Source organism: Maritalea porphyrae (assembly GCF_027213965.1).
GTDB classification, from domain to species: Bacteria; Pseudomonadota; Alphaproteobacteria; order Rhizobiales; family Devosiaceae; genus Maritalea; species Maritalea porphyrae_A.
On the sequence record NZ_JAPWGX010000001.1, the window covers coordinates 778,426 to 803,092 of the forward strand.

25 protein-coding genes are annotated in these 24,667 nt (G+C 50.0%); 9 read left to right on the forward strand and 16 right to left on the reverse strand.

The annotated features are described in order from the left end of the window. The first annotated feature begins 105 nt into the window (after positions 1-105). Both O4H47_RS04025 and ctlX read left to right on the forward strand, forming a co-directional pair. Positions 106-1,173: an ornithine cyclodeaminase gene (locus O4H47_RS04025; protein WP_269392652.1), complete on the forward strand. Its 1,068-nt coding sequence runs from the start codon at positions 106-108 to the stop codon at positions 1,171-1,173. Between the two features lie 5 nt (positions 1,174-1,178). Continuing rightward, a complete protein-coding gene (gene ctlX / locus O4H47_RS04030; protein ID WP_269392653.1) occupies positions 1,179-2,144 on the forward strand; it encodes a citrulline utilization hydrolase CtlX in 966 nt (321 codons plus the stop codon). Here ctlX and O4H47_RS04035 read toward each other — a convergent pair. Continuing rightward, complete coding sequence (locus O4H47_RS04035) at positions 2,141-2,812, reverse strand: glutathione S-transferase family protein (RefSeq protein ID WP_269392655.1); 672 nt, start codon at positions 2,810-2,812, stop codon at positions 2,141-2,143. The genes ctlX and O4H47_RS04035 overlap by 4 nt on opposite strands. Before the next feature lie 77 nt (positions 2,813-2,889). On the opposite strand from O4H47_RS04035, the gene O4H47_RS04040 reads away from it, so the two are divergent. Then, the gene (locus O4H47_RS04040) at positions 2,890-3,321 is read left to right on the forward strand and encodes a MarR family winged helix-turn-helix transcriptional regulator (RefSeq protein ID WP_269392656.1); all 432 of its coding nucleotides are present in this window, start codon (positions 2,890-2,892) and stop codon (positions 3,319-3,321) included. Positions 3,322-3,341: 20 nt separating this feature from the next. Here O4H47_RS04040 and O4H47_RS04045 read toward each other — a convergent pair whose 3' ends face one another. Both O4H47_RS04045 and O4H47_RS04050 read right to left on the reverse strand, forming a co-directional pair. After that, a complete protein-coding gene (locus tag O4H47_RS04045) occupies positions 3,342-3,695 on the reverse strand; it encodes a DUF1801 domain-containing protein (protein WP_269392657.1) in 354 nt (117 codons plus the stop codon). Between the two features lie 138 nt (positions 3,696-3,833). Further along, positions 3,834-5,021: an aromatic amino acid transaminase gene (locus tag O4H47_RS04050; protein ID WP_269392658.1), complete on the reverse strand. Its 1,188-nt coding sequence runs from the start codon at positions 5,019-5,021 to the stop codon at positions 3,834-3,836. 146 nt (positions 5,022-5,167) lie between these two features. Here O4H47_RS04050 and O4H47_RS04055 point away from each other — a divergent pair, with 146 nt between their 5' ends. Then, positions 5,168-5,998 carry an FG-GAP repeat domain-containing protein gene (locus O4H47_RS04055; protein ID WP_269392659.1) on the forward strand — a complete coding sequence of 277 codons (831 nt, stop codon included), beginning with the start codon at positions 5,168-5,170 and terminating at the stop codon, positions 5,996-5,998. Positions 5,999-6,131: 133 nt separating this feature from the next. Further along, the gene (locus tag O4H47_RS04060; protein WP_269392660.1) at positions 6,132-7,301 is read left to right on the forward strand and encodes a M20 aminoacylase family protein; all 1,170 of its coding nucleotides are present in this window, start codon (positions 6,132-6,134) and stop codon (positions 7,299-7,301) included. A 56-nt stretch (positions 7,302-7,357) separates the two neighbouring features. On the opposite strand, the gene O4H47_RS04065 is transcribed toward O4H47_RS04060, so the two are convergent. The 7 genes from O4H47_RS04065 to O4H47_RS04095 form a co-directional block, all read right to left on the reverse strand. Further along, positions 7,358-8,287, reverse strand: a complete 930-nt coding sequence (locus O4H47_RS04065; RefSeq protein WP_269392661.1) for a 2-hydroxyacid dehydrogenase — start codon at positions 8,285-8,287, stop codon at positions 7,358-7,360. After that, on the reverse strand, positions 8,284-9,216 hold the full coding sequence (locus O4H47_RS04070; protein ID WP_269392662.1) for an AEC family transporter: 933 nt from the start codon (positions 9,214-9,216) through the stop codon (positions 8,284-8,286). The genes O4H47_RS04065 and O4H47_RS04070 overlap by 4 nt, the downstream gene beginning before the upstream one ends. 109 nt (positions 9,217-9,325) lie before the next feature. Beyond that, on the reverse strand, positions 9,326-10,777 hold the full coding sequence (locus O4H47_RS04075; protein ID WP_269392663.1) for a M81 family metallopeptidase: 1,452 nt from the start codon (positions 10,775-10,777) through the stop codon (positions 9,326-9,328). Between the two features lie 13 nt (positions 10,778-10,790). Further along, the gene (locus O4H47_RS04080) at positions 10,791-12,710 is read right to left on the reverse strand and encodes a beta-N-acetylhexosaminidase (protein WP_419719595.1); all 1,920 of its coding nucleotides are present in this window, start codon (positions 12,708-12,710) and stop codon (positions 10,791-10,793) included. 54 nt (positions 12,711-12,764) lie between these two features. After that, entirely contained in the window at positions 12,765-13,544 is a 780-nt protein-coding gene (locus O4H47_RS04085) for an SDR family oxidoreductase (protein WP_269392665.1), read from the reverse strand. Positions 13,545-13,571: 27 nt separating this feature from the next. Then, a complete protein-coding gene (locus tag O4H47_RS04090; protein WP_269392666.1) occupies positions 13,572-14,438 on the reverse strand; it encodes a MurR/RpiR family transcriptional regulator in 867 nt (288 codons plus the stop codon). Positions 14,439-14,446: 8 nt separating this feature from the next. Further along, positions 14,447-14,845, reverse strand: coding sequence for a RidA family protein (locus tag O4H47_RS04095; RefSeq protein ID WP_269392667.1), 399 nt, complete (start codon positions 14,843-14,845; stop codon positions 14,447-14,449). 109 nt (positions 14,846-14,954) lie between these two features. Here O4H47_RS04095 and O4H47_RS04100 point away from each other — a divergent pair, with 109 nt between their 5' ends. From O4H47_RS04100 to O4H47_RS04110, 3 genes are read left to right on the forward strand one after another with little or no spacing between them, the layout of a single operon-like run. Next, complete coding sequence (locus tag O4H47_RS04100; protein WP_269392668.1) at positions 14,955-15,440, forward strand: hypothetical protein; 486 nt, start codon at positions 14,955-14,957, stop codon at positions 15,438-15,440. An 11-nt stretch (positions 15,441-15,451) separates the two neighbouring features. Next, entirely contained in the window at positions 15,452-16,933 is a 1,482-nt protein-coding gene (locus O4H47_RS04105) for a M81 family metallopeptidase (RefSeq protein WP_269392669.1), read from the forward strand. A gap of 24 nt (positions 16,934-16,957) precedes the next feature. After that, positions 16,958-18,049 (forward strand): D-TA family PLP-dependent enzyme, encoded by a 1,092-nt coding sequence (locus tag O4H47_RS04110; protein WP_269392825.1) that lies wholly within the window; start codon positions 16,958-16,960, stop codon positions 18,047-18,049. A 3-nt stretch (positions 18,050-18,052) separates the two neighbouring features. Here O4H47_RS04110 and O4H47_RS04115 read toward each other — a convergent pair whose 3' ends face one another. Next, complete coding sequence (locus O4H47_RS04115; protein ID WP_269392670.1) at positions 18,053-18,499, reverse strand: PaaI family thioesterase; 447 nt, start codon at positions 18,497-18,499, stop codon at positions 18,053-18,055. 166 nt (positions 18,500-18,665) lie between these two features. Here O4H47_RS04115 and O4H47_RS04120 point away from each other — a divergent pair, with 166 nt between their 5' ends. Further along, positions 18,666-19,055, forward strand: a complete 390-nt coding sequence (locus tag O4H47_RS04120; protein ID WP_269392671.1) for a nuclear transport factor 2 family protein — start codon at positions 18,666-18,668, stop codon at positions 19,053-19,055. 76 nt (positions 19,056-19,131) lie between these two features. Here the strand turns inward: O4H47_RS04120 and O4H47_RS04125 are convergent, their stop codons facing one another. The 5 genes from O4H47_RS04125 to O4H47_RS04145 form a co-directional block, all read right to left on the reverse strand. Next, a complete protein-coding gene (locus tag O4H47_RS04125) occupies positions 19,132-20,256 on the reverse strand; it encodes an ABC transporter ATP-binding protein (RefSeq protein WP_269392672.1) in 1,125 nt (374 codons plus the stop codon). 71 nt (positions 20,257-20,327) lie between these two features. Beyond that, a complete protein-coding gene (locus tag O4H47_RS04130; RefSeq protein ID WP_269392673.1) occupies positions 20,328-21,542 on the reverse strand; it encodes an ABC transporter substrate-binding protein in 1,215 nt (404 codons plus the stop codon). Between the two features lie 42 nt (positions 21,543-21,584). Continuing rightward, the gene (locus O4H47_RS04135) at positions 21,585-22,427 is read right to left on the reverse strand and encodes a carbohydrate ABC transporter permease (protein ID WP_269392674.1); all 843 of its coding nucleotides are present in this window, start codon (positions 22,425-22,427) and stop codon (positions 21,585-21,587) included. Further along, positions 22,424-23,314: a carbohydrate ABC transporter permease gene (locus tag O4H47_RS04140; RefSeq protein WP_269392675.1), complete on the reverse strand. Its 891-nt coding sequence runs from the start codon at positions 23,312-23,314 to the stop codon at positions 22,424-22,426. Before O4H47_RS04140 ends, O4H47_RS04135 begins: the two co-directional genes overlap by 4 nt. Then, positions 23,315-24,514, reverse strand: a complete 1,200-nt coding sequence (locus O4H47_RS04145; protein WP_269392676.1) for a Gfo/Idh/MocA family protein — start codon at positions 24,512-24,514, stop codon at positions 23,315-23,317. Between the last annotated feature and the right edge of the window lie 153 nt (positions 24,515-24,667).

Genomic DNA, 24,667 nt, shown 5'->3' on the forward strand with positions numbered 1-24,667 from the left:
GAAATTTTGCAAGCTTTTGCCATTTTCTTTGAAATTTTCACACGCTAGAATTGGTCTTTACCAATTCTGACAACCTATGGGTTGCAACATCAGGGCCATAAATCAATGAAGTTTGACCCCAATTCGCTAAATATTGTGCCGTTCGTAAGTGTGGATCACATGATGAAAATCGTGTTGCAGATCGGCGTAGAGAATATGCTCAAGGGCATCGCCGGTTATGTTGAGGACGATTTTAAGCGGTGGGAGCTTTTTGACAAAACGCCTCGAGTTCCTTCCCACTCCGAAAAAGGTGTCATTGAATTGATGCCCACCAGCGATGGTGAAGTTTATGGCTTTAAGTATGTAAACGGGCACCCTGCCAATACTAAAGAAGGTCTGCAGACCGTAACAGCATTTGGCATGTTGGCGGACGTTGAAACCGGTTATCCGGTTCTATTGTCTGAAATGACGATTTTGACCGCTCTACGTACTGCAGCCACTTCAGCGGTTGCTGCAAAGCATTTGGCGGCCAAGGGTGCCAAAACAATGGCGATGATCGGCAATGGTGCGCAATCAGAATTCCAAGCGTTGGCGTTCAAAACCATATTGGGCATTGAAGAGGTCCGATTGTTTGACATCGATCCCGCTGCCACTGAAAAGTGCGCGCGCAATTTGGCCGGTCGTGGGCTGAAAGTGGTGAGCTGCACTTCTTCCCAAGAAGCGCTTGAAGGCGCTCACATTGTGACCACCTGCACGGCCGACAAACAATATGCGACGATCCTGACCGACAATATGGTTGGCGCCGGCTTGCATATTAACGCCATTGGCGGCGACTGCCCGGGCAAGACTGAGTTGCACAAAGACATTTTGCTGCGCTCTGGCATTTTTGTGGAATATACACCGCAAACCCGCATTGAAGGCGAAATTCAGCAATTGGACGATGATTATCCGGTGACTGAATTGTGGGAAGTGATTACGGGCAAAGCACAGGGCCGTAAAGATGATGGGCAAATCACACTGTTTGATGGTGTTGGCTTTGCAGTAGAGGATTTCTCTGCGTTACGCTATTTGCGTGATCACTATAAAGCCACTGGCTTTTATGAAGATTTGGACATGATTGCCGACCCGGACGATCCACGTGATCTTTTCGGCATGGTGCAGCGCGCCAAAACGCCAGAGCAGGCAGCGAGCTAAAACCAATGTTGCAGAAACGGCGAAGCGTTCAAGCTCCGAGCGCGGTGGTGATGGTGCGCCCGCACCATTTCCACCCAAATACGGAAACCGCAGGCGACAATAAATTTCAAAAGCACCCGACAGACGTGAGCGCAAATGAGATTGCCAAACGTGCGTTTGACGAAGTGACCCAGGCCGTCGCCAAGCTTGAAACATATGGCGTACGGGTGCATTTATTTGATGATGAAGGCACTGAAACGCCGGACAGCGTTTTTCCAAACAATTGGTTTTCCACCCATCCGGGCGGGCACATTGCTATCTATCCAATGTATGCGCCAAGCCGCCGCAAGGAACGCCGGGCCGACGTTATCGAAGAACTGAAGCGCTGTTATCGCGTTCAAGAAGTCGTGGATTATTCTGGCCTAGAGCCAGATCATATTTTTCTTGAAGGCACCGGAGCAATGGTTTTGGACCATGTTGAACGGGTCGCCTATGCGGTCAAATCCAACCGCCTCGATCCGATCGCGCTCGAACGGTTCTGCACGCATTTTGGTTACGAGCCAATGGTGTTTGAGGCACAAGATGAAAGTGGCGCCGATGTTTACCACACGAATGTTTTGATGTGCATCGCCACTGACTTTGTGCTGATTTCAACCGATATGATTGTCAACCCAGTGCGCCGCGCCGAAATTATTGAACGCTTTGAGCAGTCGGGCCGCACTGTTATTAATTTAAGCGCAGATCAGATCGCGTCGTTCGCGGGAAATGCGATCGAATTATCGGGCACCGATGGTCGCCTATTGGCGCTATCTCAGACTGCAATTGACGCACTTAGCGTGGATCAAAAACGCATCATTAGCAAAAGCGCAAAGCTACTTCCTTTGAACGTGCCGACCATTGAAATGGCCGGCGGCTCTGTGCGTTGCATGATTGCGGGTATTCATTTGACGCCTCGCCTCAACAACGAAAGCGTAAAACTGCCGCCAAGTTAGGCCGCGATTTCCGTTTTGACCAAAGTTGCCAAATAGCCATCTCGCTTTTTAACAAAGGCCAATAGCTGGTCGTTATAGTTTGATGGCGCCGCATCGATTACGCTCTGGCGGGCCAAAACGGCATTGTGCCACGCGCGCAATTTTTCAGACCCTTGGTAAAAATCAAAGTCGCCAAGCGTTTCAAATGTTTGGATGTAGCGGAAAACGGTTCCCCAAACGCCGTCCACCAGGTGGAAATTGTCACCGGCAAAAAACCGGCCTTCGATCTGTTCGTCGACTCGCGCGAATTTTTCTAAGAGCTCTTTGCGTTTTGTTTCAAACACTTCCTGTGTTTCTGCGGTATATAACCCCCATAGGGTTGCCAATGTTTGGGATGCAAATTCGATCCAGGCGCGGTGCTTGGCTTTTTGCAGCGGGTCTGTTGGGTGCAGCGAACCCGGGGTAACTTCATCAAGATACTCTGCGATCACCTGGCTTTCAAACAGAACGTTGTCATCAGCTTGCAGCACCGGCACTTTGCCCAAGGGTGAGAGCTTCAAGAACCAATCCGGTTTGTTGGCAAGGTCGATATCAATCCGCTCGAAGGGTACGTCTTTTTCCGCCAATACGATTAGAGCGCGCTGAACATAGGGGCAAAGTGGGAAGCTTATCAATTTGTAGTTAGGCATTTTCATCTCCATAAACATGCAACTGCATCTACCTATATGGACTTGCATTTAGATGCAACTGCATCTACCTTCACATTATGGTGATACCAAGTGAGCATACGCAAAAAGCATGGGCGGCACTGTTTCGGGCGCACACACTGGCGCATGAGGCAATTGAAGCTGAACTAAAGAAGGCCGGACTTCCCAACTTGTCGTGGTATGATGTGTTGTGGGAACTTGAACAAACCTCTGAATGCGGCCTGCGCGCATTTGAGCTGCAACCAAAATTATTGTTGCCGCAATATGGCATGTCGCGGTTGATTAATCGGATGGAAGCACAGGGGCTGATTGCCAAACACGACTGCCCAGAAGACGGCCGTGGGGTTGCCTTGTCCATCACCGACCAAGGACGAAAAACGCGGCTTAAAATGTGGGCCGTTTACGGCCCGGCGATGCAAAAAGCGTTGGGCGAAAAACTCAGCGAAAATGAAATGGTACAATTAGCAACAATGTTGAAAAAACTCACCTAATCTTGCCCTCCCAAAATTCGCTAAGTAATATCAGCACACTGGTGCAATAGTGGGATCAGGTGGGGAACTATGATGTCGCTTTGTGCATAGATCTTTATGTGCCGCCCGTCTTTGCCTTTTCCTTCTAAAAGGTTTTCTGGATCATCTAGTTTTGCGCCATGCACAAACCCCAAGTTGGCGTGGTCTTTGCCCCCATAAAGATAGACGACAGGTGTGTCGTGTTTATTCTTGTAAACAGGTGCGCCCCACTTCATGCCCTCTTTTGAATCCGGCAAGTGCGTATTTACGAGTTCGCGCAGACTGACCAGCAGCGTCTGCACAACTTCACTCTTGTCCGCAATATACGCGTCGACGCTGTCAGTGGGTTTTGGCATTGTGATTAACCTCCATTTTTAAAAGAAGTTAGCACACCGCATGCTTTTCATAATTGACGCACCTCAAAAAGGGAAGCAGAGAGGGTGACAGCCAAAAACGGGGCCCGAAGGCCCCGTAATTCATTTAGGCTTTGGTGCCTACTTGCGGGCCAAATCGGCCAATGCATCGGCGAAAATGTCGATCTTATCAACACCAAGACCAGCGATATTCATGCGTGAGTTACCCACCATATAGACGCCATAGTCTTTTTTCAGTTTGGCCACGTCTTCTGGCGAAATGCCGATCAAAGAGAACATGCCACGGTGCTGAGCAATGAAATCATAATCCGCGCTGTTGGAGCGTTTACGCATGGCTTCTGCCAGGTTTTCACGGATCGTGACCATATGGTTGCGCACGTCAGTCAATTCGGCTTCCCATTCGGCGCGCAGGTCTTTGTCGTTCAAGATAATGTTGACGATTTCCGCACCGTGATCGGGTGGCATTGAATAGTTGGCACGTGCCGCACCAAGCAATTGCGAGAAGGTTGTGTTGGCTGAATTCTCATCTGTTCCGATGATCATGGCACAGCCGACACGTTCGCGGTAAAGGCCAAAGTTTTTGGAACATGATGCCGCCACTGCCATCTCAGACAAGGTTGAAGCAAGTTTACGCAAGCCGTACGCATCTTCTTCCAAGCCATCGCCAAAACCAAGGTATGCGATATCAACCAGCACAAACACACCAGCATCTTCAATGATGTCAGTTAACTTGTCCCACTGATCGTTGGTCAGGTTTGCGCCAGTTGGGTTATGGCAGCAACCGTGTAGCAACAAGATATCGTCGCTGGTCATTTTGGTGACAGCGGCGCAAAGATCGTCAAAACGCACGTTACGCTTTTCTGCGTCAAAATAGGGGTATGTTGCTGTTTTAAGACCCGCAGCTTCCATCAACGGAATGTGGTTTGGCCAGGTTGGGTCAGAAATATAAACGGTTGCGCCAGGCTTTGCGATATTGAGCAAATCTGCGATCAAGCGCAAAGCGCCAGTGCCGCCGGGAGCTTGGGCTGCCCGCACACGATCGCGCGAAACGCTGTCGCCCAAAATTAGGTCGACCATTGAATTGTTAAAGCCAATATTGCCCGCCATACCTACGTAGGTCTTGGTGGTTTGGTCTTTCACCCGTTTGGCTTCCGCCTTTTGCACAGCCGTCATAATGGGCGTATTGCCCGTCGCGTCTTTATAGACGCCGACGCCTAGATCGATCTTATTGTCACGCTCGTCTGCAGCAAATTCAGCGATGAGCGCAATGATTTTGTCTTGTGGTGCGGGTGATAGATTTTCAAACATGACCTTGTTCCGGTTTGGATGTTTGTACCGTTTTTGGCACGGTATTTGTGTTAACCAGCGCAGACGTAACAAGCAAGTGATTTGCTTCGTCCATTCGTTCTATTCAGACTAAGAATTCTGGACCAGTTGATCAGGATTTCACGTCTATGCGCTTCTTTTCCCTGCCTGGCATTTTACTTTTTCTATTGTCGGCATGCTTGCCAGCGATGGCCCAAGCTCCAACGCCACTGCCAAACAGCTTTGTTTCAATTGGCGAAAACCAGGTGGCACGTGCGTGGCTTGCGAACCCAACCACAAGCTATCAGCACTTTGTTTTGGGTGACAGATATGAAGCCGCGAGCCTTGTTGCTGAAATGCGGAATGGCGACATTTTGCAATATGATTTGCCCCAACATTTGGTGTTCGAGGATCGTCATGTTCGGTTAGCTGACTTAAACAATGATGGGAATGACGAATTGATCGTTGTGATGAGTTCGGCAGTGCAAGGGGCATCGCTGGCGGTTTTTGCCATCAAAGACGACATAAAATTGCTGGCTCAAACGCCGCATATTGGGTTGCCGTTTCGTTGGCTAAACCCAGCAGGCATCGCCGATTTTGACGGCGACGGGTTTCTTGAAATCGCCTTGGTGCAAAAGCCGCATTTGACAAAGCGACTAGAATTCTGGCGATTGGAAAATGGGAAATTGCAGCGGGTTGCCGAATTGGATGGATATTCTAACCATCGCAATGGGTCGCGCCATCAGCAGATGAGCGCCGTCGTGGATGTGAACAAAGACGGCGTATCCGATTTGGTACTGCCCGGTCCAAACCGGAATGTGCTTTACGCCGTGTCATTGCTGCCTACGCCAAACGTGATTGCGCAATGGCCGCTGAACGCCCCTATCGACGGCGATTTTGTGCTTAGATTGGAGAACGAGCGATATATTGTCGTTGTGACGCTAGAAAATGGTGCACAGCATGAGATAGGCTTGCATTAAGTTGATTATTGTCTGACATTTCCCTTTTCAATGCGAAAAGGTTGGTGCACAATAATGGTCCAACCACTGCGCAAAGGCTAACTCTTTAAAAGAGCATGCATGCGAATAACAAAAGACTTACGGGGAGATTACAGTGCCTATTATCAATCGTATCGCCGAGTTTCATGACGAGATTACTGCATGGCGACGCGACCTGCATGAAAACCCAGAAATCTTGTATGAGGTGCACCGCACCGCCGGCAAGGTTGAGGAATTGCTCAAAAGCTTTGGCTGTGACGAAGTTGTGCCGGGCATTGGCCAAACCGGCGTCGTTGGCATAATCAAAGGCAATAAAACCGGCTCTGGCCGTGTCATTGGATTGCGCGCCGATATGGATGCGCTACCGATCTTTGAAAAAACGGGATTAGAGCACGCCTCTAAAACCGATGGTGCCATGCATGCTTGTGGGCATGATGGGCACACTGCAATGCTTTTGGGCGCTGCTAAATATCTGGCGGAAACCCGCAATTTTGACGGAACGGTTGCTGTGATTTTCCAGCCAGCTGAAGAAGGTGGCGCGGGCGGCAAAGCCATGGTTGACGATGGCATGATGGAGCGCTTTGGCATTGAAGAAGTGTTTGGCATGCACAATTTCCCCGGCATTCCCGTTGGTCAATTTGCTATTCGCGAGGGCGGCATCATGGCGGCGGCGGACCAGTGGACAATAAAAGTCACTGGTGTTGATAGCCATGCGGCTATGCCCCACCTGTCTGTTGATCCGGTTGTGATTTCTGCGCATATCATCACAGCATTACAAACGATTGTGTCACGCAATGTGGACCCAATTCAGTCGGCGGTTCTTTCAACCACCAAAATCAATGGTGGCTCGGCGTTCAACATTATTCCAATGAACGTGGAGATTTGTGGCACGGTGCGGGCGCTCGACCCTGAAGTGCGTGAAAACGTGAAAGCACGGCTGATCTCGACCGCACAAGCAATTGCAGCAAGCTTTGGCGGCAAAGCTGACGTTGACTATAAAGATGGCTACCCAGTGACCATGAATGCACCAGCGCAAACCGCGTTTGCCGCATCAATTGCGCAAAAATTGGTGGGCGAAGAGCGTGTGGATACGAACGTTGAGCCGACCATGGGTGGCGAAGACTTTTCCTTCATGGCCAATGCGCGCCCTGGCGCCTTTATCATGATCGGCAATGGCGACACCGCTGGCCTTCACCAAGACACATACGACTTCAACGATGAAGTGATCCCCTACGGATCATCGTATTGGGCGCAATTGGTTGAAACGGCCATGCCCGCAAATTAGCAGCTTCCTGACCGAAGAGGCCACTCGCCCCGCCATTGTGCGGGGCATTTTTTTGCTCAGACCACTTTGTCGAGCAGTTCGCCATTTTCAAAATAGGCGATCAGGTTTTCAACGACCTGACTGCTCATTTGTGCACGGGTTTGCCGGGTGGCACTGCCGTTGTGCGGCGACAGGATGACATTGTTGAGTTCTCGCAAAGTTTGTGGCACCTCAGGCTCGCCATCAAACACATCCAACGCTGCACCGCGCAAACCACCATTTGTCAGCAGGTCAATCAACGCGCCTTGATCCACCATATTGCCGCGCGCGATATTGACAAACGAACCGTTTGAACCCAACGCCTCCAGAACTTTACGGGAGATTATTCTGTTTGTCCCCTCGCCGCCCGGCGCGATCACCACCAACCAATCAACATTGCTGGCCATGTCGAGCAAACTATCGAAATAATGGTAAGGTTGGTCCTCTTGGTGCGTACGCCCATGATAGGCGACTTCCATATCAAATGCCGTCAACCGCGTAGCGATCGCTTTGCCGATCCGCCCTAGCCCCAAAATTCCTGCCTTTGCACCGGCAAGCTGACCGGTAAGGGGCCATTGCCCATCAGTTGACCAACGGCCAGTGCGTACATAATCATGACTTTGTGGGATCTGACGGGCGAGCGATACCATTAGACCAACAGTCAATTCCGCTACAGCAGCGTTTAAACGATTTGGGGTATTGGTAACGCGGACGCCCCGCGCTCTTGCGGCGTCAATATCGATATTGTCGTAACCAACGCCATAGTTTGCGATGATTTCAAGGTTGGGGAGTTGAGCAATTAGCTCAGCACTCACCTTGCCGCCACTCAATCCTTCAATCTTATAGCCGTGTTCCAACAAATATGCGCTTCGATTGTCCGCTTCATACAATTTGAACAGTTCAAATTGCGCGTCCAACATTTGAATACAATCGGCCGGGAGAGGCCCCGCCAGCAGGATTTTTCTCATGATAGAAACCACAGCCAGAATGAGATTGAGAATACGCTGATCAATGTGGAAAGCAGCACAGTGCTGGTGGCCACGTCAAGCGCACGGTTATAGTAGGTGGCAAAAATATAGGCATTTATGCCCGACGGCATAGCGGCCAACAATACAACCGCACGCGACACCTCATGCGGCACCCCTAAAATGGGCACCAGGATTACCCACGCCAAAAACGGATGTAGCAGCGTTTTAATCAGCGACATCATTGCTGCGGGCCACACGGCCTTTTTGATTGAGTATTGCGTGAGCGCTGCACCAAGACCGAATAAAGCTGTTGGCAGCACTGCTGCGACCATCATGATAGTGGCGTCATCCAAAACCTTTGGCAGCGACAGGCCGCTCAGGTTCAGGGTGACGCCGCAGGCGATGCCGATCAATAAAGGATTGGTTGCGATGCGCTTAAGCGCATCAATTATGGCGACACCAAGTGGGCGGCCGTCGCGCCGTGAAAGCTCCATGGTCATCATGCCGATGGTCATCAAGCTGGGTGCATGAAAACCAATAATAAGAAAAATGATCGGCAATGCTTCAACACCATAAGCGCGCTGCACAATTGGAATGCCGAGCAATACTGTATTGGTGAACCAGCCAGAAAATCCAACAGACACCGCCTCACCGGGACGATAGGCAAAGGTTTTGCGCGCCAGCACAATGCCCAACACGAAGCCCGCCAAACCCGCAACATAGAATGGCGCAATGATTTTTGGGTCTAGCGCTGTCGCAAAATCGAGCGTCAGCATGGCGCGGAACAACAGCATTGGCGCTGCAAAATTATTCGTGAATGCAATCAGCGCGCTGATGCCACTGCCGGGGAAGATCTTGAGCTTTACCGCCACATAGCCGATCAGAACGATCACAAAAACGGGGGCGATAACATCTATGACGAAATACATAAAGCTGGCAGGCTTTCTGGCAGAGTGTCCAATTGGACCAACCCAACCAAATGGGGAAAGAAGCCAGCAAAGCTTAATCGGGCAATTTCAGATCGTCAATTGGTCAAACCTATTTTGATGTCACACGCGCGGAAGTTTTGCACTTTGGTCTAAACGCAAAGTCACTCTCAAACGGATAGGTTGGTTTTGGCCGATGCAAGTTTTGCAGCGAGGCTATATCTTGGTTCACCGCTCCATCGGTTAGCGCCATGAGGTTGGGATTGGCGATTTGAGCCATGGCGGGGGAAATATAGCCACACTTGATAACGACGATCCGCTCTTTGGTTAAGTCAAGGCCAAGCGGTTCGACATTTTCAGGTTCGTGAAATGTGTACCGCCTGTCTGAGATGACAATCCTGATGCCGTTACAGTTGAGCAATGCAATCCTGTTGCCGCGCTTATTGTCTTTGGCAATTTTCTCAATGCGCACATGACCTTGCCATGGCGTTGAACGGGCTGGGTCCAGTGTGGCACCCAGCCAGATATCGGTGAACACCCCTTCCCCCAATTTGAAGCATTGTTGCACCGCCGGTGCGTCAGCAATGCCGATGATGAGCGCTCCACGAACATTGTTTTGCACGCAATATCGCAACACGCACACGCGATCACCCACGCCACCACCGCCCGGATTGTCACCCGAATCTGTTAGCACCACTGGGTGCGTTGGGCTTTTGATTGCTTTGGCCAGCATATCGGACAATGAACCCGTGACGGGCCCAAACTTAAACTCAGCTCGCACGTCGAAATAGCTTTGTGCCAATTGCTCGGCGGATTGCCTGACAGTAACTTCGTTCGTGCCTGTAATTACCGCTGCGGCGTTTGCGCGTTCCACATCTGCCCACACGTAGCCCACCATCAAAGATGCATCGGTGATACCATCGATCTTGTCGAAACCGGGGAGTTGTGCATATAGCGATTTTGCAGGTTCATCTACAGTGCTGGTGCGTTCGCCAGGCAATAGCACCGGAATGGGTACCCACCCAACAAATGGTCGTTCGCCAGTTTCAACAACATTAATCAGATTGTTGAGCGCCCGCTCCATTGTTTCAAGCGTATCAATATGCGGGGCGTGCCGGAAGGCTGTAAACAGATCGATTTGGTCGATGATCTTTTGCGACAAGTTGCCATGCAAATCGAATGAAACGGAAATTGGACAACTTGGCCCCACACGTTTTCTGGCGGCTTCTATCCAATCGCCTTCCGCATCCTCCAAACCATCAACATGCACTGCGCCGTGCATGGCCAAATAGAGGCCATCGATAGGCGCATCGGTTAAGGCGAGTTCGAGCCTTGATAGGAACTCTTGTTTGAACAGATCGTAGGTGGAGCGGCTGACCGCACCACCCGGGGTTGATCGCGCATGCATAAGCGGCACAATTTCTGCCTTTGATCGGGGCAAAAAGCTGAAAAAATCAGAGATCATCAAATCGTCGCCACGCAACACTTTGAAGTCATCTGTTTTTTGCAGCACATCTGTGTATGTGCTGCATTCTGTGTGCAAACCGCCTACGGCAATGCGCATAAACTTGGCTCCCCTAAAGGCGCGGCAAGTAACGTGATTGCGCCGCAAAGCGCAGCCAGTTTTTGTTCTCCGGCTGTGTCCACCCTGCTTCTGCTATGGCGCTAAGACGCGGGAACACCATGTGGTTGAACAGCTCGCGTGTGATCAAATGTTCAGACCAAATGCACGCTTGCACGCCTTTAAGGCGCTCAAGATGCTCGTCAGGGAAATCTCCTGCGGCTTCATACTCATATGTGGTTTGCGGTGAAGCGGTGCCGGCCCAGCTTGCGCCGGGTTCCTGCCATTCTTCGGACTGTGCCATATCAAGGTAATAGGCTTGGCCCGGTGTCATCACCACATCATAACCTTCCTCGGCCAAGGCAATGCCAATTTCAGGCTTTTGCCAAGCGAACATGAGCGTACCGCCTTCTTTGTCGATGCCGCCGCCGTGTGAGACTTCGTCCCAACCGGCAACGATTTTGCCCTTCTTCTTGATCATCTTTTGCACTTTGCCCAAGAAGTGAGCTTGCACCTGCATCGTACCGTTCAAACGTTCTTCGTTCATCAAGGCTTCAACCGCTGGAGATTCCATCCAAGAGTTTTCGTCCACTTCATCGCCACCCACATGGATGAATTTAGAAGGAAAGAGTTCTGAGATCTCTTCAACTACCGTTTCAATGAATTTATATGTCTGCGGTAGACCGGGGTTGATAGCGTTGTTTGGATAACCTTGGATAGAGCGATAGCTTTCTTGTGGCTCATCTGGGTCGCGAAGTTCGGGATAGGCCGCCAAAACAGCCGTACAGTGTCCCGGAATATCCAGCTCGGGCACAATCTCAACATTCAAGCTCTGGCCGTGGGCGATCAACTGTTTGATCTGCTCTTGCGTATAAAACCCACCATAGGTTTCAAAACCCGACCCCAATTGGGCGGGCATGGCTTCGTTTGCGCCGCGCTTTGCGCCAGCGTTAGTGAGTTCAGGATAACCCTTAATCTCCACGCGCCAACCTTCGTCGTCGCTCAGGTGCCAATGCAGCACATTCATTTTGTTCCACGCCAAAATATCGACAAAGCGTTTTACACTTTCAAAGGGGTAGAATTGGCGAGAAACATCTAAGTGAGAACCGCGCCACGAAAAGCGGGGCGCATCTTCAATGGAGCCAGCGGATGGGAATTGGAATTTGCTCGGGTCTTCTTTTGGACCATTGATGATCTGTGCAAGGGAAATCAAGCCATTGATCAGCGCTTTGGCTGAACCATACTGCATTAAAACAACATCTGAAGCGAATTTGATTGCATAGGCTTCTTCAGCAAGTTTTTCATTTTGTTCAAGGTTAAGCGGCAGACCTGCCGGTACGTCAATCAATGAGAACGGGTTTGGAATGTCCGTGAACAAACGATCGCTCAGGCCATTCACATCTGCGGCGGCGGCTTTTTCTGCTCTTGTGGCGCGCGCTACGGTCAGTGCAACAGGTGCGTCGGCGAACTGTGAAACAGAGATTTTGTTTGGCCAAGGCGACAGCGAAATCGGCAACTCCAACTTACCTTCTGGCACCAAAACACCCGCTGTTTTGCTTGGTCGCCCTTCAAGCGCCATGTCGCCCGTGGCAACAGTGACGTGCGTTCCGTCAGCAAGTGTTAGATAGGCGGATTTTGGCCCGTCGTTGCGGTGCTTTGGAATATGGGTGAGTTTTTCAAGTTCAAATGTCCAGCTTTCGCCCGGCGCAAGCACCAAACCATCGATGGGGTCGAATTCGTGGAAGTTGGCAAACCGACGGATGAATGTGGCGTTGTGAGTGATCACGTCCTTGGACACGCGCAACAGCGAGGTGTAAGCCAATCGAAAACCACTTACGGGCTTCTCTGACAGATTGGTCAGGGTAAGGATCATCGACCCGTTCTTTGGATCTGTTTCTCGCCAAATGGCGTTAAGACGGAACTGTGATGTCATGATATAAACTCCTCTTACGGGCGTTTTATGGTTGTGAACGTTTGTTTATCTCTGATCTTAGAAGTCAGATGATTGTGAAAATGTGCCTGCCAATTCAGCTTGACCTGCCGTCAAACCGCAATCAACGGGCAGACAAATCCCGGTAATTGCATTTGCTTTATTGCTGGTGAGAAAACTCACTGCATCAGCGATGTCTTGTGGGTCCGCGACGCGCTGCAAGGGATACCAACGCTTTGCTTCTTCAAAGACTTGCGGGTTTTGTTTAGCCCGGTCGTTCCATGCTTGGGTGCGCACCGTGCCCGGAGCAACTGCATTAATGCGCATGCCGAACTTGCCGTATTCAACCGATGCGAACCGGGTGAAGTGCACCAGTGCCGCCTTCATGGCGCTATAGCCGGGGTGCCCGTAAACACCGAAGCCATTGACCGAAGCAATGTTGGTAACAATGCCTTGGTTTGCTTTGAATGCACTCTCCAGTGTTTTAAAGCAGGCAACCGCGCCTTTTAGATTGATGTCAAAATCACGCTGCCAATTGTCAATTGTGCTTTCTTGAATGGAAGCGCCTGTAATTGCACCGACATTATTGACCAACGCTTTTGGCGTACCCAGTTCTTGTGCCACAGCCAACATGGATTGCTGATCTTGCTCGTTCAGAATATCGCATGTAAGTGCACGGGCCGTACCGCCATTTTTGGTAAAAAGATCGATAGTTTCTTTGTTGAGATCCTCAAGAATATCCAAGCACAGAACGGCAAACCCATCATTTGCAAGCTGAATAGCAATTGCTCGGCCAATATCGCCGCCAGCCCCTGTGATAATTGCAACTTGTTTGCTCACAAATCGTATCCCTATTTAGTCATGGCGCTAGTCGCCCAAAGGTTGAGAATCATCACCATCGCGATGAGTGACCAGTTGGCTCTTGATCCGCCGCAGTGGCTCGATCGCCAAGTCTTTGCGCTTGATCGCAACCAAATGGGCAACAATGTCGATGGCAGCCAAAAAGGCGAAACGTGCAGAAGAAGGTCGCAATACGTCGACGCCCTCAGCCAAATCGATGCCGATATTTGTTGCTGCGGTCTCCGCCACCAAACTATTTGGTTTGCTGATCGTGATCACCTTCGCACCATAGCCAGATGCAACGTCCAATGCCCGCACCAATTCTCGATTGCGTCCAGAAATGGATAGACCAATGACCACGTCATTTGCGGACACGGTCGATGCGGTCATCAGTTGCATCGAGTGGTCATTTGAAGAGGATGTGCGCAAACCCAATCGAAATAAGCGGTTTTGCAACTCACCAGCGAACAAAGACGAGTTACCGCCTGAACCAAAAGCATAGACCATATCAGCCTTGGCAATAGCTGTCGCAGCTGCGTCTATCGCGTCCATATCTAGATGATCGTGCAAAGAGTGTAGCACCGACTGGGCGCGGGTTAAGATGGTTTCGACAACTTCTTGCACGTTGGTGGCGTTAGATTGGGGTTCTTCATATCGCTGACCGATAAAGGCGCTCTGCGCCAAACGGACCTTGAACTCAGAAAAACTCTGACACCCAAGCCGGCGACAAAAACGTGTAACCGTTGGTGGCGATACTTCAGCACGAGCTGCCAACTCAATAATGGACGCGTTCACCGCGAAGGGGCGATCATCAAATATGATGCCCGCTATGCGCTGTTCTGAGCGTGATAGCCCATCCATTTCTTGGCTTAATGTACCTAGAATATCGACCATATTGCTATTTAGCCTCGTGACTTTCGATTGGGATCGAAAGCAACACAATCCACTTCTACCTTGCAGTCAACCATTAGCGCGGATTGCACACAGGCGCGCGCGGGCGGATGTTCGCCAAAATAGCTCTTATATACGCCATTGAACGACCAGAAATCACGCGGATCATCAAGCCAAACGCCAATGCGCACGATATGTTCTGTGCCGTAGCCAGCCTCATCCAATATTGCCAACAAGTTTTTGATTGCTACATGTGTCTGCTCAACAATATTGCCACCAACGACTTCACCGTCTACCATGGCAACCTGACCAGAAACGTGCAGCCAACCATCGGCTTCCACGGCCCGCGCAAAGGGGAGATTTTGGCCACCTGCGCCGCTTTTTTCGGCACCATAACGGATGATTGACATTTCAGTTCTCCAACGAATTTATGTAAATTATTTTCTTGTTGATTGACATATCAACAGAATTAGGCGAGTTTTTCCATAGAAAAAACACAAAAAATGAAAATAATTTGTCATGTCATCACAATTTACAAATCCGTTTCCAAATTCCGATCCAGATCGTTCTGCGATTTGGGAGATGCTTGTTGAGCGCGATATCACTGCCTTTTTGGCGGCAGATTGGTCAACGGTCGAAAATGACTTCGCGCCAGATCGGTTCATGGGCGTACATGGTCATAATAATGCCAACCCAGATCACTGGCGTTTGGCATTCCCTTCCCTTGACGAATATCGTGACGAGTGGCTGCGTCAAGCGCAGGAGTTCCAAAAAGAGAGCTACCAAGACGACCCGCGGACAGCAATTTTTTCTGCCACTGTTTTGCGCGACATTGAAATCAATGGCGACCGCGCGATTGTGCACAAGAAGTTTGGCGGCCACATCACCAAAACTGATGGCAGCAAAGACATTTTGAACTGGCAAACAGTCTATTATTGTCACCGAATTGGCGGCACTTGGAAGATTGCTGGCTTTAATGGCTATTTGCCAAACCCAATGGGTTAGGCCCACCTATTATGACCAAACGCTTTTTTACCGCTGTTCTTGCCACCGAATCCAATACGTTTTCGCCTATCGCCATTGATCGGCGTGGGTTTGAAGCATCGCTTTATGCCCGCCCTGGCGAGCACCCAGAAACACCAACGCTTTGTTCTGCACCTTTGACCGAAGGGCGAAAATGGGCAGCCGAACGCGGTTATGAGTGGATCGAAGGCACGGCCGCATGGGCAGATCCAGCTGGATTGATCAATCGACAGGCCTATGAAGGGCTGCGAGATGAGATATTAGAGCAACTTCAAAAAGCCATGCCGGTGGACGGGGTTGTGCTGGGTTTACACGGCGCGATGGTGGCGAACGGGTATGACGATCCAGAAGGTGATTTGTTGTCGCGCATTCGTGGGATTGTTGGACCAGATGTCATTGTGTGTGCCACGTTTGATCCACACAGCCAACTGACAAAGCAGCGCGTGGATGCGCTTGATTTCTTCCTCGCGTTCAAAGAATTCCCGCATATTGATTTTGTCGAACGGGCGCAAGATTTGCTGCGCATACTTGATGAGACTCTTGCGGGCAACGTTACGCCTTCAGTGTCGGTATTTGACTGCAAAATGATAGATGTATTCCCGACATCATTTGAGCCAATGCGTTCATTTGTTGATGACATCATCAAGCTAGAAGATGCCGACACTGAAGTGCTGTCTGTTTCCATCATCCACGGCTTCATGGCGTCCGATGTGCCTGAAATGGGCAGCAAGTTGGTTGTGGTGACCAACAACAATAAAGCAAAAGGCGACAAGTTGGCCCACGATTTGGGCATGCGTTTATTTGACATGCGCGGCAAAGTTATGCCCGAGCAGATGGATGAAGTGCAGGCCGTTAAGGAGGCCATGCAAACCTCCAGCGATAAGCCGGTTGTGATCACCGATGTGTGGGACAATCCGGGTGGTGGCACGGCGGGCGACGCCACCGTACTACTTGCAGAACTCATCGCGAAGGGGGCCAAAAATGTCGCTGTTGGCACCATTTGGGACCCGATTGCGGTGCAGATTTGTTTCGCTGCTGGCGAAGGCGCAACCGTTCCCTTGCGGTTTGGCGCCAAATCAGCCCCGCATACCGGTTCGCCAATCGATAAGAGTGTGACGATTAAGAAACTGGTCGCCGGTGCCGAGCAGAGATTCGGTGATAGTTTTGTGCCCATGGGCGATATCGCCACCATCGAGTTTGATGGCATTCAAGTGGTGCTGAATTCCACGCGGGCGCAGAGTTTTGATAAGAGCCTTTTCACTGTTGCGGGCATTGATTATGCGGCAAAAGACATTTTGTTGATAAAATCAACCAATCATTTCTATGATTCATTTGCACCAATCGCTGCAAAGATATTATATTGCTCCGCAGGACGACCCTATCCAAACAACCCAGCGACCAACGCTTACATTAAAGCGCCAAAAGACATTTGGCCTATGATTGAAGATCCACATGGACTTTCAAGCGCGGTTTAATTTGTTTGACACTAGGTCACTGATATTTGCAAGAAGCGGTATGCACCCATGGCACAACAAGGTTCAATTTATTCCCTCTCCACACCAGCTGTTTTGATCGACGAAACCATTGTCGATAAGAACATTATGCGGGTGCAAAACTACATGGACCAAGCAGGCTTGAAGGCGCGGCCGCACATCAAAACCCACAAAATTCCTGAGTTCGCAAAAAAGCAATTGGCCGCGGGCGCTATTGGCATTACGTGCCAAAAGATCTCTGAGGCGCAGATTTTTGCAGATGCTGGGATCACTGACATTTTGTTGACGTTCAACATTATGGGAGCTGAAAAGCTTGATTCCCTCAAAGCTTTGCATGAACAAATCACGCTATCGGTTGTCGCCGATAGCCGTGAAACTGTTGATGGCTTAGCCGCCACGATGGACGAAAAACACCCCTTGCGGGTGATGGTGGAATGCGACACAGGCGGTCAACGTTGTGGCGTGCAAACGCCGCGCGAAGCACGTGATCTCGCGCAATATATAGCCGACAAACCAAGCCTTACATTCATTGGGTTGATGACATACCCAATGCCAAACGCTGAAGACGATGTAGAAGCGTTCTTCGAACAGACTGCTGGACTGTTAAAAGAAGCTGGGCTTGAGTGCGAGGTTTTCTCAACCGGGGGATCGCCAAGCCTGTTTAGTGCTGAGCGCGCAACCATTGCCAATGAATATCGCGCAGGCACCTATATCTACAACGATCGATCACTCGTGCGTGCTGGCCATTGCGGTTTTGATGATTGCGCCATGCATATCCTGACTACCGTTGTGTCGCGTCCAACGCAGGACCGCGCTGTTTTGGATGCTGGCTCTAAGGCCCTTACCTCAGACCTGTTGGGCTTCGCCGATTTTGGTTATGTGGTTGATTATCCCGAAGCCGTGATTACCGGCCTGTCAGAGGAACATGCGGTTGTTGATCTTTCAGCTTGTTCGAAAAAACCCAAAATTGGCGAGAAGATTCGCATCATTCCAAACCATACATGCGTGGTTTCAAACTTGATGAGCCACATATATGTGCACAAGAGTGGTGTATTTGATCGCAAATTGGACGTGGCTGCGCGCGGCAAAGTTTGGTGAGGACTAGTCACGAATAGTTGGATTAAAGACCGCCATCATTGTGGCGGTCATAGTGGCGACTGTTTTTGACTTTGTGTCGCGGTCAAACGCGATTACTTCGGCTTCACAAAAGCTAATGTTTTTACCCGGTTTGATAACCCGGCCAACAATCGTAAATGTTTCGCCACTCGCTGGCCGCAAAAGGCTAGTCTTGAATTCAACACTCAAGACAGCCGCATCCTCTGGCATCAGCGAAAAAGCCGCATATCCACACGCGGTATCTAGGGCAGTGGTGATTATGCCCGCATGCATAAACCCGTGTTGCTGCGTGAATTTGGAATTGAAGGGCAGATCCAGAACAACTTTGCCCGGCTCAACACTTCGCATCGTCAATCCAATCGACTTGCAGGCCGCTTGCAGCGCAAAACTCTTGCGAACACGTTCTTCAAATTTCTCAACCGCGGGTATCATTTGCCACCTTTTATGAACGATTGTTCAATTACATCGAGTTTAGAACAACTATGCTGGCGGTGTAAACTCCGTCCGTTTTGGCGTAATATTGACGATCATTGTCGTTTAAGCCACTAGCAACATCGATCATTTTAGCGGAAATTGGCTCCAACAAAGGAGCTGACTTATGAACCAACACCAAGACCTATTGGACGCTGTGTCTATCTATCTCGACGCTATTTATTACTGCGACGTGGAGAAACTGGACAAGGTGTTCCACCCCGCCTCTAGCCTTTTTGATGCTGACGAGGGCAAAATATTTGTAGACCCGATTGCAAGCTTTCGTGCGGATGTCGCGTCCCGGCCCTCACCTGCCAGCATCAACCAAAAACGCAAAGATGAAATCATCACCATTGATTGGTTGTCGCCAATAAGCGCAACGGTGAAGTTACGGCTGCACGCACATGACAATGTTTTTGCTGACCATCTGGCTTTGGTCTTGGGTGAAAACGGATGGCAGATCGTTTCCAAAGTTTGGCGTTTGGAAGGGAAAACAGAGATAGAGTACAACGAATAGTCAAAAGAAAAGCCCCGTCAAAAACGGGGCTTTTTAGGGTCGTGGGGAGGAACGTTAGGGGTTGTCCGAACCGCCCTTAGGCGATTTCGGGAACACCCAAAGTCGATAGATCAACATTGCGCTCAAAAGCACTGCCATCTTCATCAAACAAGTGACAATCTGCTGCGTTAACGCCGATAGTGAAATCCGCATTGGCTCTGATGGGGGCCGTACCTTCTTGAACAGTACAGAACACTTCCTCATCACCTGGCAAATTGGCATAGGTCACCGTGTGAATACCAAGGCGTTCAACTACATTCGCGTGCAGGCTCAACGTTAGGTCTGATTTTTCCAAACGCGTGTGCTCTGGACGAATGCCAAGGGTGAGTGTTTTGCCTTCAAGGCCGTCACGTGGGGCGACGGGAATGGTTACTTCACCCGCACCGGCAACTTTGACTTTTACACCGGTTTTGGTGGCGCCGGTACATTCAACCTGAATGAAATTCATCTTTGGGTTGCCGATAAACCCGGCGACGAAAAGATTGTCAGGCTTGTGATACAACTCAAGCGGCGTACCAACTTGTGCGATCATGCCGCCATCCAAAACCACAATGCGGTCGGCCATGGTCATGGCTTCCACTTGATCGTGGGTCACATAGATCATGGTGGCATCTAGGTCGTGATGCAGTTTTGTCAATTCTACGCGCATGGTCGCCCGCAGCGCCGCATCTAGATTTGACAAAGGCTCGTCGAACAAGAAAACGCTTGGTTCGCGCACAATGGCTCGACCAATGGCCACACGCTGGCGCTGACCGCCGGACAATTCGCCTGGCTTGTGCTGCAAACGATCATCAAGCTTTAGAATGCCTGATGCAATCATCACTTTCTTTTCGACTTCTTCGTTCGATAGTTTGTCGACGCGAAGCGGGAACGCAATGTTCTCATAAACTGTCATGTGCGGGTAAAGCGCATAGGATTGAAACACCATGGCAATTCCGCGTTTTGCTGGCGCCAGTGCATTTACGATCAGGTCGTCAATATGCACGTCGCCTTCGGAGATTTCTTCAAGCCCGGCGATCATGCGCAACAAGGTTGATTTGCCGCAGCCAGATGGCCCAACGAATACGATGAATTCACCGTGCTTCACGTCTAGTGAAACACCCTTGATGACTTCAGCTGTACCGAACCGCTTTTTTACATTATCGAGCTTGAGTTGACCCACGGCCATTCTCCCAATTACTAGAATTCTTGAAGGGTGAGACCCGGCCAATTTCGCCGGATCTCACTATTTGCTTATTTGTATTCTTCGAGTTCTTCTGCAGCGTTTGCAACAGCATCCGCAGCAGTAGCTTCACCCAAAATAACAGACTGAATTGCTTCGTTGATTACGTCTTGAAGACCAACATAATCAGTTACGAAAGGCTCAGGACCACCTGTTGGGATTGTGTCAAGGAACGCAGACCAAGTTGGATCTTCTGCAACCAAGTCAGCAACACCGGCAACGTTACGAAGTGGTGTAAGGCCAGCAGCTTTTTCGAAGGCAAACTGGTTTTCTGGGTTGGTTAGGAATTTAGCCAAATCAACAGCTTGTTCTTCAACGCCTGAATTTGCAAACACTGCCAATGAGTCAGTGATCAACAGTGTACCAGGACCACCTTGTGGACCAGCTGGAACGCCAGTAACACCGAAGTTGATGTCAGCAAGACGAGCACGTGCCCAAGGACCATCGATATACATACCGATACGGCCTTCAACCATCAATGGTGTCAGTTTTGCGCGGTCATAAGCAATAGGGCCAGGCTGAGCAACTGAAGCCATTTTGACGCCATAGAATTCTAGCGCTTCAACGTTGTTTGGTGAGTTGAATACGATATCACCGTCTGCGTTGATCACTTCACCACCGTTTGTGTAAACGTAGTTCATGAACTGGTGCATAGTGTTATCGAAAGAAGCAGCAGCCAAACCAAAGCCATCGGCGTCAGTTTTTTCTTTAATGGCAGCCGCTGCGTTATACATTTCGTCCCAAGTCTTTGGACCAGCTTCTGGATCTAGGCCAGCTGCTGCGAACAAATCTTTGTTCCAGTAGAGCGCTTTGGTTGAGAACGCACGTGGTGCACCCCAAATCTGACCATTTGCTGTGACAGTTCCAAGAACTGGTGCAGCATAGGTTGCTTTTTCTTCGTCAGTGTACTCAAGCGGAACGATCAACCCATTGGCTGAAAGTTGCTTCAGTGTGCGTGACCCCATGTATGCAAGCGCAGGTGGGTTGCCGGCCGCAGCCAAGGTTGTGGCTTTATCCTGACACTGGCCCCAAGCTACATACTCAAGGTTGATTTTGTAACCTGGGTTAGCAGCTTCCCACTCAGCCATGTGAGCTTCAGCGAAATCTCCACCCCAAGTATTGTCGCCACACTGGATCATGTGCAGGACTTTGTCTTCAGCGACTGATGCTCCAGTGGCTGCGCCCATAACGAGCGCGGTGCCGAGCAAAATTTTTGCTAGTTTCATTTGTGAACTCCCTTTTTGTTGCCAAGATTGTAACATCGGTCCTTACTCTTTCACCGCACCAGCGGTTAAGCCTGCGATGATGTATCGCTGAAGGAAGATGTAGATGATTAGCACTGGCAAGATGCCAACCAAACTCGCAGCCATCAATTCGTTCCAAAGAACGGTCTGACGACCAAAGAACTGGTAGATCCCTACGGGTAGTGGGTGTAGGTCTGTTGACGAGTTGAACGTCAATGCGAACAAGAACTGTTGTGCGTACGCCCCAATGAAAGTGGCGATAGCCACCACCACGATGCCGGGCATCGCAATTGGAATGATGACACGACGCAAAATGTATAGTCGTGATGCGCCATCAACCCATGCGGCTTCTTCAAGCTCACGTGGTATCTTCATCAAGTATGAGCGCAACAGCCAAATGCCTGTTGGGATCAAGAACGCTGCCCCTGGGACAATCATGGCCCAATAGGTGTTCAACCAACCAAAAGCGCTCATCAGCTTAAACAATGGAATAATCAGCACAGCACCGCCAACCATGTTGATGGCAAGGAATGTGCCAAGCAATGCATCGCGACCTCTAAACTGGAAGCGGGCAAACGCCCAGGCCGCCGGAATAACCGCAATCAATGCAATCACAGTAACCGCTGTGGCAATGAAGAAGCTGTTGAGAATGTAGACGTGCAGTTTGGGCACGCTTTTCCACATTGTGAAATAGGCATCAAAGCTCATATTTTCGGTGATGATTTTGTACGGCACTGAATTGATTTTGTTCAGCGGACGCAGCGACACCAAAAATGCTTCAAAGAACGGCGCTAGCGTAAAGCTTAGGAAGACCGCAATGCCTGCGTAAATGCCGACTTTTTCCCACCATTTGTACTTGTTGATCATTTGCCCAAGCTCCGTTTTGCAAAGCGCGAAATCATGTAGAAGTAGAATCCGGCAAATGAGGATAAGAAGATCACGATCATCACCGCTCGGGCTGAGCCCTCACCGTATTTGAAGCGCGAAATCGCGGTTTTATAAGTATCAATAATCATCGTTGTTGTGGCGTCGCGTGGACCGCCTTCAGTCAAAATCCAGATGATGTCAAAAGAGTTGAAGGTCCAGATCGCTGACAGCAAGCCCATTGTGGCAACCGCTGGCATGATCAGTGGCAAAGTAATGCGACGGAAACGATACCATCGGCTTGCACCATCAACCCAAGCGGCTTCGTGCAGGTCGGTCGAAATCGACTGCATTGCAGCGAGAAGGTAAATCGTGACCATCGGCGTTCCAACCCAAACGTCGGTAACGATTGTCGAATAGAAGGCTGAATCTCTTGTTGCAAGGAATTCAAATGGACCTGAAAGGATGCCCAAATTCTGCGCCACGCCTGAAATCATGCCAAACTGGCCGTTGTACATCCAGCGCCACATAAATACGCCAATCGCAATTGGCACAATCCATGGCGGCATCACCAACAAACGGAAGAAGCCACGGCCCGCGACGGCTGAGTTTAACAACATCGCACCGGCAATACCCACAACCATTTTAAAGACCACAGACAGCGTCATCCAATAGAATGTTCTGGCTACAACCTCTGGAAATTTCTTCGCAAAGATTTTCTCGTAGTTATCAAGCCCGACAAAATTGGTGACCGGCTTCAGTGAGGAATCGGTAAAGGACAGCCAGAACGTTTGAGTAAGTGGCCATGCAACGATGAGCAGCGTGATAAGCAGCGCTGGCACCAGAAGCAGATATGGAAAAATGTTTGGGCGTCCCCCAAGTGATTGCATTTATGCAACCTCCCCATTACGCAGGTTAAAATTGTCGAACCGCGCCCACATTGCTGTGAGGTCCACGACCTGGCGCGATTGACAGGCTTCGTCTAATTTGATTGCAGTTAAACCCGCTGCCAGCCCATCCAAGATGGAAACTGGAAGGGGCGTGCCTTCGCGCATATGCGCAAAGATGTCTGCAATCATTTGTTCATCAGCTCCATAATGAACGGAAAGCTCCGAACTTTGATAGCTTTTGTCTTCTAGTGTTTCGCAAGACTTGGCATCGGTGAGCTTGAAGTAGTTGCGAATGAAATCGCCTTCCGCCATGCCCTTTGAACCAATTACGGCAAAGCGGCGAAACTCGTCGGGCACATTCATATTGGTGTGGAAGCACAGATTGGCACCACCCTCATATTCAATAATTGCGGTTTGATAATCGATGATGTCGCCGTCGCCACCAAAGACTTTATCTGACCCCATCCAGCCAGAAGGTTTAGACTGGTAAACTTCAATGTCGTTTTCAGTTTCACGCGCAGGCACAAAACTTTTGCGGCCACCAAAGCTGGCTACACGCATGGGACGTGTGCCCACAAGACCGTTGTACAGATCGATGTCGTGGCAGCACTTTTCAAGCATGAAACCACCCGAAAATTTCGAGTAGCGGCGCCAGTCACGCATGAAGAATCCACCGTGATAGGGTGCAATATGCTCAGAGGCTTCAATTGAAGCGATATCGCCCAACACGCCCTGGTCGCGCGCCTTGATGAGGTCGCGATAGAGCGGCGCATAACGCAACACCAAGCCGATCATCAATTGATCGGTGTTCCCGCCATTTTTGGCCAACAAATCAAGCAATTCAAACGTTTGCTCTTCGGTGGTTACCACCGGCTTTTCGGTAAAAGTTTTCACACCCGCTTCGAGCGCTGTGCGAATGTGATCAAGGTGCATGTGGTTGGGGGAACCGATCATCAATAGATCAAGGTCGCCCTCTTCTATCATCTGCTCTAGGCTGTCAAATTGACGACCAGGATTGAACACGCGCAGGGTAGAAGGATCAATGTTCAATCCCTCAACACCTTCACCTTTTACAAGTGGCAAACCAGCAGGCGACGGATCGACATAGCCGACAAATTCTACGTCCGTTTGGGTTTGACCGATTACTTGCGCCAGATAGCCCAATCGATAACCAAGACCAACTATTCCAATCTTTGTCACAGCGTCGACCTCCCATCGCACCCTATGTAATTTATTTTCTCATATTGGGTGAATATTTTCATTAGGTCAACGAAAATGGCACGTACATTGGGTGTATTGTGAAATTTATTTACATTTCCATCTATTGAATATGACGGATATCCAAAAATCCGT

Bases quoted from the DNA above. Each gene is read 5' to 3' on its own strand.
- O4H47_RS04025 (WP_269392652.1), top strand. From the start codon at position 106: ATGAAGTTTGACCCCAATTCGCTAAATATTGTGCCGTTCGTAAGTGTG.
- ctlX (WP_269392653.1), top strand. From the start codon at position 1,179: ATGTTGCAGAAACGGCGAAGCGTTCAAGCTCCGAGCGCGGTGGTGATG.
- O4H47_RS04035 (WP_269392655.1), bottom strand. From the start codon at position 2,812: ATGCCTAACTACAAATTGATAAGCTTCCCACTTTGCCCCTATGTTCAG.
- O4H47_RS04040 (WP_269392656.1), top strand. From the start codon at position 2,890: ATGGTGATACCAAGTGAGCATACGCAAAAAGCATGGGCGGCACTGTTT.
- O4H47_RS04045 (WP_269392657.1), bottom strand. From the start codon at position 3,695: ATGCCAAAACCCACTGACAGCGTCGACGCGTATATTGCGGACAAGAGT.
- O4H47_RS04050 (WP_269392658.1), bottom strand. From the start codon at position 5,021: ATGTTTGAAAATCTATCACCCGCACCACAAGACAAAATCATTGCGCTC.
- O4H47_RS04055 (WP_269392659.1), top strand. From the start codon at position 5,168: ATGCGCTTCTTTTCCCTGCCTGGCATTTTACTTTTTCTATTGTCGGCA.
- O4H47_RS04065 (WP_269392661.1), bottom strand. From the start codon at position 8,287: ATGAGAAAAATCCTGCTGGCGGGGCCTCTCCCGGCCGATTGTATTCAA.
- O4H47_RS04070 (WP_269392662.1), bottom strand. From the start codon at position 9,216: ATGTATTTCGTCATAGATGTTATCGCCCCCGTTTTTGTGATCGTTCTG.
- O4H47_RS04075 (WP_269392663.1), bottom strand. From the start codon at position 10,777: ATGCGCATTGCCGTAGGCGGTTTGCACACAGAATGCAGCACATACACA.
- O4H47_RS04090 (WP_269392666.1), bottom strand. From the start codon at position 14,438: ATGGTCGATATTCTAGGTACATTAAGCCAAGAAATGGATGGGCTATCA.
- O4H47_RS04095 (WP_269392667.1), bottom strand. From the start codon at position 14,845: ATGTCAATCATCCGTTATGGTGCCGAAAAAAGCGGCGCAGGTGGCCAA.
- O4H47_RS04100 (WP_269392668.1), top strand. From the start codon at position 14,955: ATGTCATCACAATTTACAAATCCGTTTCCAAATTCCGATCCAGATCGT.
- O4H47_RS04105 (WP_269392669.1), top strand. From the start codon at position 15,452: ATGACCAAACGCTTTTTTACCGCTGTTCTTGCCACCGAATCCAATACG.
- O4H47_RS04115 (WP_269392670.1), bottom strand. From the start codon at position 18,499: ATGATACCCGCGGTTGAGAAATTTGAAGAACGTGTTCGCAAGAGTTTT.
- O4H47_RS04120 (WP_269392671.1), top strand. From the start codon at position 18,666: ATGAACCAACACCAAGACCTATTGGACGCTGTGTCTATCTATCTCGAC.
- O4H47_RS04130 (WP_269392673.1), bottom strand. From the start codon at position 21,542: ATGAAACTAGCAAAAATTTTGCTCGGCACCGCGCTCGTTATGGGCGCA.
- O4H47_RS04135 (WP_269392674.1), bottom strand. From the start codon at position 22,427: ATGATCAACAAGTACAAATGGTGGGAAAAAGTCGGCATTTACGCAGGC.
- O4H47_RS04140 (WP_269392675.1), bottom strand. From the start codon at position 23,314: ATGCAATCACTTGGGGGACGCCCAAACATTTTTCCATATCTGCTTCTG.